The organism is Okeania sp. (assembly GCF_035285525.1).
Classification (GTDB): Bacteria; Cyanobacteriota; Cyanobacteriia; order Cyanobacteriales; family Microcoleaceae; genus Trichodesmium.
This window is the reverse complement of the sequence record NZ_JAYKGW010000251.1, coordinates 1-10,389: the sequence shown is the minus strand read 5'-3', so window position 1 is coordinate 10,389 and position 10,389 is coordinate 1. Positions and strand designations below refer to the sequence as shown.

Annotated in this window: 7 protein-coding genes; 3 read left to right on the top strand and 4 right to left on the bottom strand. The window is 35.1% G+C overall.

The features are described 5' to 3' along the window. Positions 1-244: 244 nt before the first annotated feature. The gene (locus VKJ25_RS23705) at positions 245-1,003 is read right to left on the bottom strand and encodes an HpsJ family protein (protein ID WP_324239119.1); all 759 of its coding nucleotides are present in this window, start codon (positions 1,001-1,003) and stop codon (positions 245-247) included. Between the two features lie 444 nt (positions 1,004-1,447). Here VKJ25_RS23705 and VKJ25_RS23700 point away from each other — a divergent pair, with 444 nt between their 5' ends. Continuing rightward, positions 1,448-1,948 carry a hypothetical protein gene (locus VKJ25_RS23700; RefSeq protein WP_324239118.1) on the top strand — a complete coding sequence of 167 codons (501 nt, stop codon included), beginning with the start codon at positions 1,448-1,450 and terminating at the stop codon, positions 1,946-1,948. Positions 1,949-2,297: 349 nt separating this feature from the next. Here VKJ25_RS23700 and VKJ25_RS23695 read toward each other — a convergent pair whose 3' ends face one another. The 3 genes from VKJ25_RS23695 to VKJ25_RS23685 form a co-directional block, all read right to left on the bottom strand. Then, the gene (locus VKJ25_RS23695) at positions 2,298-3,305 is read right to left on the bottom strand and encodes an NF038130 family PEP-CTERM protein (RefSeq protein ID WP_324239117.1); all 1,008 of its coding nucleotides are present in this window, start codon (positions 3,303-3,305) and stop codon (positions 2,298-2,300) included. Between the two features lie 800 nt (positions 3,306-4,105). Continuing rightward, positions 4,106-5,299 carry an LL-diaminopimelate aminotransferase gene (locus VKJ25_RS23690; protein ID WP_324239116.1) on the bottom strand — a complete coding sequence of 398 codons (1,194 nt, stop codon included), beginning with the start codon at positions 5,297-5,299 and terminating at the stop codon, positions 4,106-4,108. 513 nt (positions 5,300-5,812) lie between these two features. Then, on the bottom strand, positions 5,813-6,154 hold the full coding sequence (locus VKJ25_RS23685) for a thioredoxin family protein (protein ID WP_324239115.1): 342 nt from the start codon (positions 6,152-6,154) through the stop codon (positions 5,813-5,815). A 583-nt stretch (positions 6,155-6,737) separates the two neighbouring features. Between VKJ25_RS23685 and glpX the strand changes: the two genes are divergently transcribed. Together glpX and VKJ25_RS23675 are read left to right on the top strand one after the other, a co-directional pair. After that, a complete protein-coding gene (gene glpX / locus VKJ25_RS23680; protein WP_324239114.1) occupies positions 6,738-7,775 on the top strand; it encodes a class II fructose-bisphosphatase in 1,038 nt (345 codons plus the stop codon). Between the two features lie 966 nt (positions 7,776-8,741). Then, entirely contained in the window at positions 8,742-10,037 is a 1,296-nt protein-coding gene (locus VKJ25_RS23675; RefSeq protein ID WP_324239113.1) for a glutamyl-tRNA reductase, read from the top strand. Positions 10,038-10,389 lie beyond the last annotated feature (352 nt).

Genomic DNA, 10,389 nt, shown 5'->3' with positions numbered 1-10,389 from the left:
TAAGCTAAATCAACTCATCCCCTATTACCATAAATTCCATAAAAATTAATCCGTAGGGGTGGGTTTCTCCAGAAAATTATGATACTTAAAAATAAGCTAAATCAACCCACCCCCCATTACCAAAAATTCCTAAAAAATTAAATTAAATTGCACAATATTTATTTATAGATTAACAACAGGTTTAGTTAACTTAATTACCAATATCAAAATCAATACCCAAACCTGCCCCGACAATTATTTTGAATTAGCGAACTCTTCTCGGTTTACCCGTAAACCCACTCCAACCAATAGTTAAATAACAACTTGCTAATAATAAACTTGTTAAACCTATTCTCACAGTAGACTTAACTGCTGCAAGCTGCGTATTTTGTAGCGCTCTTTGTGTATTTTGCTCTAATTGCTTTATCAATTGCTTCCTAATTTCTTCTGTTCTTACTTTTAAAGCATCTGGATTATTTTTTAACCTTTCTAACTCAGCTATTTGCTCTTCACTAAGTTGTTCCCTACTAATATATTCTTCTAATTTCTGATTATTTTTCAGTAAACTATCCAGTGAACTTTGTCTTTCACCTAGACGTTCTTCTAATTGTTTTTGAGCAATAACAGCTTCCTCATTTAGCCTCTCAACATTTTGATTACTTCTCATTACTTCAGTGTTAATGTGTAAAGGAATTAATAGCAAAAACATAATCCCGAAAAAGAAAGATAGTAAGTAAATCCAGAACTTTAAGCTATTCCAACTTACTTTTGTTTGTGCTGGAGCAATACCAATAATCTCTTCAAAAGCATAACCACAAAACATGAGAGCTATTCCTATAATTGGTAAAACACCTTGTTCAATTATCTGTCTCGTGAAACTGAGTTGCCAGCTTACATCCCCAAGATTTGGAGGAAAGAATAGTAAAACAGAATTGATAATTGTGAAAAGTACCATGATAATGCCAGCTAATTTCATAAACTTAGCTGCTAAAGCTGGTACTGGACTAATATTACTTCCCTTCATAGTTTAAATTTAATAGCTTAGTTGTCCATAATTTTATCCTGTTTTTAACTTTAACCTAATAGATAAAGTTTGGTTAGCGATCGCCAAGCTAAAAATTTATTATAGAACAATAATTTTCAGTACCTATAATAAAATTAGAGGCAATACCAAAGTATATTTTTTTAGTCACTCAAAAAACTAATTTTAGAGCGACAATTTATCATAGCCTTATTAATTTGCCTACCATTTCTAAAACTTTAAAATAACTTCATAAATAATTCCGTGCTTACTCTAATTGACGCTCCTCTTTTTTTGTGCTTATAATACATTACTAGACTACTAACTAAAATAATTTTCCAGTTGCAGCAATTAAAACTGCCAAGAATCATCTTAAAGATTAAGTTAATGAGTAAACCTAATTCCATAGGTTTCCATGGGTAATAATTTACTTGTCAATCTTAAATTTTGAAAATAACCACAAAAAAACCTATGAAAAAGTTACTAATAGCTATAGCTTCTACCCTAGTTTTGAATTTAGGCTTTACCTCAAATGCTGGAGCCGGAATGTTTACCCCTAAAGAAGAATCAAACGAAGAATCTGTATTTCCAGAAACTACAGAACCTTCATTTCCAACATACGAAGAACTAAAACTTGAATATCCGGATGTACCAGATGTTGTAGATTTATTGAAGGATCCTAAAGAAGTATCAGTATCAGAAGGACAGAAGTCTTGGTGTAAAATAACAGACCCAGTTGCTGCTGCTCTGGCATTATCGGATTCTGCTAAAGTATGTGTTGCTAACAGTCCCCAACAAGCGGCAAGCAGATTAACTACTTTTTTAATGGGTAATCCTGACCCAGCTATAGAAGCAGCAATATGTTTAAAAAATGGTTATCCTGACGACTATTATAAAGCTTTAGAATATGTGGAAATCACAAGTGATTGTAAGGTTTATGGTGATTAATCAACGTTTTGCCTCAGAAAAATCTCTTCTTGTTTAATAAGTTAAATCTGAACTATATCATTAGCCAAAAAAACCTCTGAGATAAGAGGTTTTTTTATTTTTAGGACTTATAGTAATGAGCGCACTTAATATTTACACATTATTTTTTGTACACCTTATCTAGAATGTACTTTGATCTGGGCTTTGTAAATACCTGAGCGCTCATTGCTATAAAATATACCAAGAGAACAAAACAAAAAAATAAGGAAGTCTAGTTGACTCCCTATTCCATAATTTCATACTGATTAATAAATAGAAAAACTGTTTCAGTTAATAGTTTTCTAAAATTATACTTTACTTTTCAAAAATTTTACTTTGCAGACTTACGCTTAGTTGCAACAACTAAACTACCAATAGCAATTAGACCTAATATAGTAGAAGGCTCAGGTACATCGATGGTAACTTCATAATTACCACTATGGGAAAAACCATCACTTTTCTCCTTTAATCCAGAATAAGTAGCAGAATTACTCCAACCATAACCAGTCTTTCCATCAATGTTATATGCAAAGATCTCACTACCTTGAACACCTTCTAACAAGAATGCTAATAAATCGCGTTTTTCGGCTAGCCCTCCTGCTATTCGGTCAGCTAAATTGTAGTGACCTGCTAAACCAACTGTAAGACTCCCTGCATCTTCATATATGTAGGAGATGTTAGGGTCAGTAGCCATCGCGAGGATATCGTCTACCCAGCCACCCAGCTTATCATAAGCATCATCGGATGAAAGCCCTATCAAACTACTCAATGCCTGTTCATAATTCTCGTACAGTTTTCTGTAAGAAGTCTCAAAAATTTGTTTTCCTTGCTGCTTGCGGACATTGTAATTTGGATCGCTAGTAGATTCCACATATCTTATTGCATAGGATTCTGCAAAAGCCTCCTTCTTAGATTCTATTGTTGCTTGTTGTACCTGCTCCCAAATTCCAGAAAACCAATTTCTAGAAAGCTCTTCAGTCCATTTAATATCATTGCTGATTGTAACGTTCTTACCACTTTCAGTTTGAAAGTTGATTTTAACTATGGAATTATTACCTTCTGATTGACCTAATTCAATATTTGCACCTGGTGTGCCGCTGTCTCCTGCTAAAATGTAATCTATGACCTTATTTATGCCACCAAAATTATTCACCTGTTTTTGAGATACTTTGAAAGTAGTATCTTCTTGAGCTTTTCCAAAACGGTTATAACTGTCATACACATTATAGTCATCCCCAGAAACAGTAAATTTAGCCGCCATTGCTGGAGCGCCAATAACTGCACTCATACCAACAATAACAGAAGCGCTTGCTAAAAATTTCTTAACTAATCCTGTCATGATTTTTTTCCTTAATTTTGATTTACGTCTAATAAAAGTTAGCTAGGCCGAAAAACTTTATAAATGACTGGTGAATTGGAAATTTTTCTATTAAATTTATTTACCGAAGAGCAATAAGATATTATGTGTGTTTTAAATCACTCAAACTTATAATTCTTGTTGACTCTTTTATATAAGGATGCACTTAATATTAGGTTTGATATTATTTGCCAGTTAGTTTAAGTTTCTTTTCTTTAGCTTAACTACATCATAAACGGGTTTTAATCAGATGTCTATAGTTTTATATGAAGTTTCAGTAAAGTTTTAGTCCTCTTAAAATATAGTCATAATTACTTATGTAGTTACACGGAAATAATGATTAATTAAAAAATTACCTCTATATTTTATTAATAATAATTAACTTGATTTGTAGGGGTGGGTTAATCTAGAGAATAAAATACTCAACCATAAATCTCATAAACCCACCCCCCCATTACCATCAAAATTAATGGGGCAGGTTTATTTCACTCAATTATTACTATTCAAATTAATGATGAAACCTGCCTCTACAATTTTTCAATGGATTTATTTGGGGCAGGTTTATTTCACTCAATTATTACTATTAAAGTCAATGAGCAAACCTGCCTCTACAATATAATTCACCTGTAGGGGTGGGTTAATCTAGAAAATAAAATACTCAACCATAAATTTCATAAACCCACCCCCCCCATTACCATCAAAGTCAATGATGAAACCTGCCTCTATAAACCACAATTATTTATCCCCAAACTGATAACTGATAACTAAGGTCAAACCTGCCCCTACAGTTGTAAAAATCCTGCAATTTTTTCCACAGCTCTTGACAAAATTTCTGCTTTATGTACTAAAGCAAACCTCACATACCCTTCTCCCGCTTTACCAAAACCAACTCCAGGGGCAACTGCTACCCCCGTATTTTCCACTAAATTCACACAAAAGCCCACAGAATCATTTGCCCATAATTCTGGCAACTTTGCCCAAACATACATGGTGGCTGATGGCATAGGTACAGGCCAACCAATATTTTCCAATGCTTTAACAAAAATGTCCCGCCGTTGCCGAAAAATGTCCACTGTTTCTCTGACTACCTCTTGGGGACCAGTTAAGGCAGCGATCGCTCCATTGAAAATTCCCCGATACTGATTAAAGTCTATACAAGCTTTAACCTGTCGCAAACCTTGAATTAATTGAGCATTACCAATGGCATAACCTATACGGAAACCTCCCATGCTATAAGATTTAGACATAGTAAAAAATTCTATAGAAACAGTTTTTTCTGGGTCAGCTTGAAAAATCGAGGGGGCAAGAGTCTGTTTACCGGGAGCTTCAGAAAATGTATCGAAAATAAAATCTATATAAGGAGCATCGTGAACTAAGACCAAATTATGTTTTTGGCAAAAAGCGACAGTTTCTTGGAGAAAGGATAAAGGAGCGATCGCCGTGGTGGGATTATGAGGATAACTCAAGACCATCATTTTTGCTTGAGCTAAGACAGACTGAGGAATATCTGCCAAAACGGGTAAAAAGTTATTTTCTGCTAATAAAGGCATTGGGTAAATCTGACCTCCTGCCAAATGCACCCCACCACTATGAGAAGGATAACCAGGATCTTGTAACAAAGCAAAATCCCCAGGATTCATAACAGCTAAAGGTAAATGAGCCGTACCTTCCTGGGAGCCAATTAAAGCTAAAACCTCAGTTTCCGAGTCTACAGAAATGCCAAATTTATTATTATACCACTGAGCTGCTGCTTGCCGAAAAGCTTGAGTGCCAGAAAATAAACAATAACCATGAGTAGCAGAATCTTGTAGAGATTGAGCGATCGCTGCTAAAGCATGGGGAGGCGCTGGTAAATCAGAAGACCCCAAAGACAAATCTATTAAATCTTGTCCTGCTGCCTTTGCCCTCGCCTTAGCCATATCCATATCAGCAAAGACATTAGAACTGAGGGGTTCTAAACGTTTTGATAATTGCATCTAAGTAATTAATAATTAATAATGAAAACTATAAACTATCTCCAATTAGGGTTTGCCGATCAAATATCAAAGCATTGAGATATAAATCTTTTAGCCTTTTTATGTCTGGAAAAAGTACCTGGTTTTCTGGTCTTAATGCTCATGTATGTCACTATTTTGTTTGGGCAAAAGTTGGGCAAAAAAAATTACTCCCCTACTTTCCTGCTGCCCTACTCCTAGCCAAAAGACTTTTTCAGCAAACCCTAAATATGATGGTTATGCTTAAGCTTTGCTAATAACTCAATACGGTTCAGTTAAAACGAAAACTTTTATGATATGGAACTATTCTATAAGCTTTTCAGACTACAAAACTGCCAAAAAAATCCTTAACTGAACCGTATTGGCTGATAACTGATAACTGAAATTACTCCCTTCCCGACACAAGATTATAATCATTTAGATTATTGAAGCATATATTTTATAGTCAAATTTAGCTAGGTAATCTTCTAACAGGAAGGGAGTATCAATTATTAATTATCCATTATTAATTATTAAATGAGGTTCTAACATCTCAACTAACTTTTTCTGTGTAATCCCTCCTTCATAGGAAAGCAATAATTCCTGATTCCTAAACAGTCTAAGTGCAGGAAGTCCTTCTACCTGATACTGCTTCACAGTTTCAGGATTAGGATCGACCTCCATCTTGACTACTTTTAGGCGATCGCTATATTCACTGGCCACCTTTTCTATAGAAGGAGCCACCAATTTACATGGACCACACCAACTAGCCCAAAAATAAGCCAATACAGGTTTTTCTGACTTAAGGACTTCAGCTTGAAACTGAGAATCAGTAATCACAATAACTTTACTACTCACGTTTTTTCTTTCCAGATTTACTAATTTGAGCTTAATTTTGATTAGGACTTACACAAAGAAACCCGGTTTCTACAGTAAATTATTGTTTTTCACAATAAACATCTAGCAAAAACCGGGTTTCTGGGTTTGTTTCTAAGTTTGCCTGAGTAAGTCCTGTTTTATCTTTGAGGATGCCTATATTAGGGCTTGGGTATGGAAACCTGAAAGCATTTACAGACAAAGCTTTTAGAAAATTTAATTCTGAAAAAAGTGTCAGCTTTTAGGTCAAAAAGGTTTAAAAAGGAGCGTATTTTGGGCACATACATAGTTGGTTGGGCAAAAAAATTACTCTCTACCTCCCCATCACCCCATATCCTTATCAAGACTTTTGAGCAGACCCTAATTATCAATTATCCATTATCAATTATCCATTATCAATTATTTGACTCCTGACTTCTGAATACTGACTTGTGACTATCTCAATAAAACTTTACATCAACTAACCCCCTACAAACTCCTAACTTGATCCCCGCCTCTGATAGACTTTAACACTGAGAAAGTAAAACAAAAAAGCTTTCCTTAACAATCAGGACAATAAAAATTCATGGATAACGTAATTGGTTTAGAGATTATCGAAGTAGTAGAACAAGCAGCGATCGCCTCTGCTCGTTGGATGGGAAAAGGTGAGAAAAATACAGCAGACGAAGTAGCTGTAGAAGCAATGCGGGAACGGATGAACAAAATTCACATGAGAGGCCGCATCGTGATTGGAGAAGGGGAGCGAGATGAAGCACCTATGCTCTATATTGGAGAACAAGTAGGAATTTGTACTCAGCCTAATGCGAAAGAAGTCTGTGATATAGAACAGCTAGTCGAAATTGATATAGCAGTTGACCCTTGCGAAGGTACAAACCTAGTAGCTTATGGTCAAAATGGTTCTATGGCAGTATTAGCTATTTCTGAGAAAGGTGGTTTATTGGCAGCCCCAGATGTCTATATGAAAAAATTAGCTGCACCAGCAGTAGCTAAAAATCATGTAGATTTAAACAAATCTGCTACTGAAAACCTGAAAATTATTTCAGATTGCATGGAACGTGCTGTTGAGGAATTAGTGGTTGTAGTAATGGATCGTCCTCGTCATAAAGACTTAATTAATGAAATTCGTCAAGCTGGTGCTAGAGTTCGTCTAATTGCTGATGGTGACGTTTCTGCAGCAGTTTCCTGTGCATTTGAAGGTTCAAACATTCATGCTCTGATGGGTATTGGTGCTGCTCCAGAAGGAGTAATTTCGGCAGCAGCGATGCGTGCTTTAGGAGGCCATTTCCAAGGACAACTGATTTATGATCCAGCTATTGTTAAAACTGGTTTAATTGGAGAAAGCAAGGAAGATAACATGAAGCGACTCAAAGAGATGGGTATTGAAGAACCAGACAAGGTTTACAATGCTGAGGAGTTAGCTTCTGGAGAAACTGTTCTATTTGCAGCTTGTGGTATTACTCCTGGTACTCTAATGGAAGGTGTACGTTTCTTCCCTGGTGGCGCTCGCACCCAAAGTTTGATTATTTCTTCTCAGTCAAAAACTGTTCGATTTGTAGATACTATACATATGTTTGGACAATCCAAAACATTACAACTAAAGTAAGCATTCAGCTATTGGCAGTCAGCAATCAGCTCAAGCGCAATAAAGTTATCAAACATATGTATGTTTATGGCTGGAAATTATAGATTTGCTTCAAAAGCTGTTAACGCAGTTCCTCCAAAGGAGGCTAGCTGATAACTGACTGCTGAATGCTTACCAACTAAAATAGACAAAACTTAGGCTGACTAAGCAAGAAACCAGGTTGATTTCCCTGAATTATTCTCTTTCAAATAAAGAAATTTCGTGGATAAACTTGGTTTCTGTTTCGTTAATGGATAATGGATAATTGATAATTACCTCTCCTTAAAAGGCTATACTTTTAACCTAAATTATCTAATTATCTAGTTATCTAGTTATCTAATTATTAATTATTCAGTAAGTTCTAAAAGAAACTGAATTTGATTTGTTTTCACCCCTCGAAATATAAAGACTTGAAACATTATTGTTTGGTCATAATTAATTCCTAAAATCAATACAGATGGTTGAAGAATTGTTAATGTTTGGGGTTGGGTTTTAAGTTTAATATTTAGGTACAAAAACTTTAGCTAGCTATAAGCTTTTAGAATTCATCTATAAATTGACAAAATAAAATATAGTGGAGGTTTTTTAAGAAACAGATTACAGATATTAACTGTTGACTGATTCCTGTACTAGATGCCTAATATTTAATAAAGCCTGCCTAATTTTTTTTGAGTAATTTATCGTAATGTAAGCATTCCGCAGTCAGCTATTTATTTTTGTTTGAGATAAAAGCTTGGCTTTATTGAGGTAAATTGAATCTTACTATCAAAGCCAACTTTAAAACTTATATTTATTGAAAACAATTTTCAAGTTTTAGATAAGATTTTCTGAATGCAACCCCATTCGGTTTGCACAGCATTCCGCAGAAAGCTAGCTGATAGCTGATAACTGAATGCTGATAAACTTCTTTCTTCAAATAACAAAAATTTAACACTTTTAAAAATTAATATGAATATCGCAGTAATAGGACTTAGTCATAAAACAGCTCCGGTTGAAGTTCGAGAAAAATTAAGTATTCCAGAAACAGAAATACAAAATGCAATTACTCAATTGTGCAGTGGAACTTATACTCAAGAAGTAGGTATTTTAAGTACCTGTAATCGTTTAGAAATTTATGTAGTTACTAATGAAATGCAGCCTGGTATTCGGGAAGTAACTCAGTTTCTTTCTGATTCTAGTAAAATACCTTTAAATCAGCTTCGCCCTCATTTATTTATGCTTCTCCATGAAGATTCTATTATGCACTTAATGCGGGTTGCTGCTGGATTGGATAGTTTAGTTTTGGGTGAAGGACAAATTTTATCTCAGGTTAAACAAACTCATAAACTAGGACAACAATATAAGGGTATTGGACGGATTCTTAATCGTTTATTTAAGCAAGCTGTAACTGCTGGAAAAAGGGTAAGGACGGAAACGAGTATTGGTACTGGTGCTGTTTCTATTAGTTCGGCTGCGGTGGAGTTAGCTCAGATGAAGTTGGAGGATTTATCTAATTATCAAGTTGCTATTGTTGGTGCTGGTAAAATGTCAAAGTTATTGGTGCAACATTTATTGGCTAAAGGTGCAAGTAAGATATCTATTATTAATCGTTCTGTCGGACGCGCTCAGGATTTAGCTAATGGTTTTAAGGGTGCTGATATTAGTGTTTATTCTCTGTCAGAAATGGATAGAATTATTGCTGATTCTGATTTAGTTTTTACTAGCACTGGTGCAACTGAACCGATTTTGGATAAGGCTAAGTTAGAGGTGATTTTAGATTCTTCAAAGTCTATAATGTTGGTGGATATTTCTGTTCCTCGTAATATTGCTACTGATGTGAATGAGTTATCAAATGTTAGTTGTTTTAATGTTGATGATTTAAAGGAAGTTGTAGCTCAAAATCAAGAAAGTCGTCGGCAAATGGCTATGGAGGCTGAGGTTTTATTGGAGGAGGAAGTAGAGGCTTTTGATGTGTGGTGGAAGAGTTTAGAAACGGTTCCGATTATTAATTCTTTACGAGAAAAAATAGAGACTATTAGGGAGCAGGAATTAGAGAAAGCTTTGTCTCGGTTGGGTTCAGAATTTGCGGGAAAAAATCAAGAGGTTATTGAGGCTTTGACTAGGGGTATTGTGAATAAGATTTTGCACGATCCAATGGTTCAGTTAAGGGCGCAACAGGATATTGAGGCGAGGCGTCATGCGATGGAAACTTTACAGCTTTTGTTTAATTTGGAGTCGGAAGTTAGTTCTGGAAAAGTTGTTTAGTTGGTATCTTGGCTAGTTTAGTGAGGTATTAATACTTTACTGGAATGACACAGCTAAAATGATCTGTTAGAAAAAATTGCTCTGCATAGTTTTAGTTGTGTCAATCCAATACTATTTCTCTATAGGCAAGAGTAAATACATTTTCTGAAGCACCCCACCAGAGGAGATGAATAGTGAAATTTTCTGACTATTTCTCTATAGGCAAGAGTAAATACATTTTCTGAAGCACTCCACCAGAGGAGATGAATGGTGAAATTTTCTGACTATTTCTTTATAGGCAAGAGTTAATACATTTTCTGAAGCACACCACCAGAGGAGATGAATCGTGAAATTTTGCGACTATTTCTCTATA

What these genes read in the sequence shown, in the direction of transcription:
- VKJ25_RS23705 (WP_324239119.1), bottom strand. Translation starts at nt 1,003, where the DNA reads ATGAAGGGAAGTAATATTAGTCCAGTACCAGCTTTAGCAGCTAAGTTT.
- VKJ25_RS23695 (WP_324239117.1), bottom strand. Translation starts at nt 3,305, where the DNA reads ATGACAGGATTAGTTAAGAAATTTTTAGCAAGCGCTTCTGTTATTGTT.
- VKJ25_RS23690 (WP_324239116.1), bottom strand. Translation starts at nt 5,299, where the DNA reads ATGCAATTATCAAAACGTTTAGAACCCCTCAGTTCTAATGTCTTTGCT.
- glpX (WP_324239114.1), top strand. Translation starts at nt 6,738, where the DNA reads ATGGATAACGTAATTGGTTTAGAGATTATCGAAGTAGTAGAACAAGCA.
- VKJ25_RS23675 (WP_324239113.1), top strand. Translation starts at nt 8,742, where the DNA reads ATGAATATCGCAGTAATAGGACTTAGTCATAAAACAGCTCCGGTTGAA.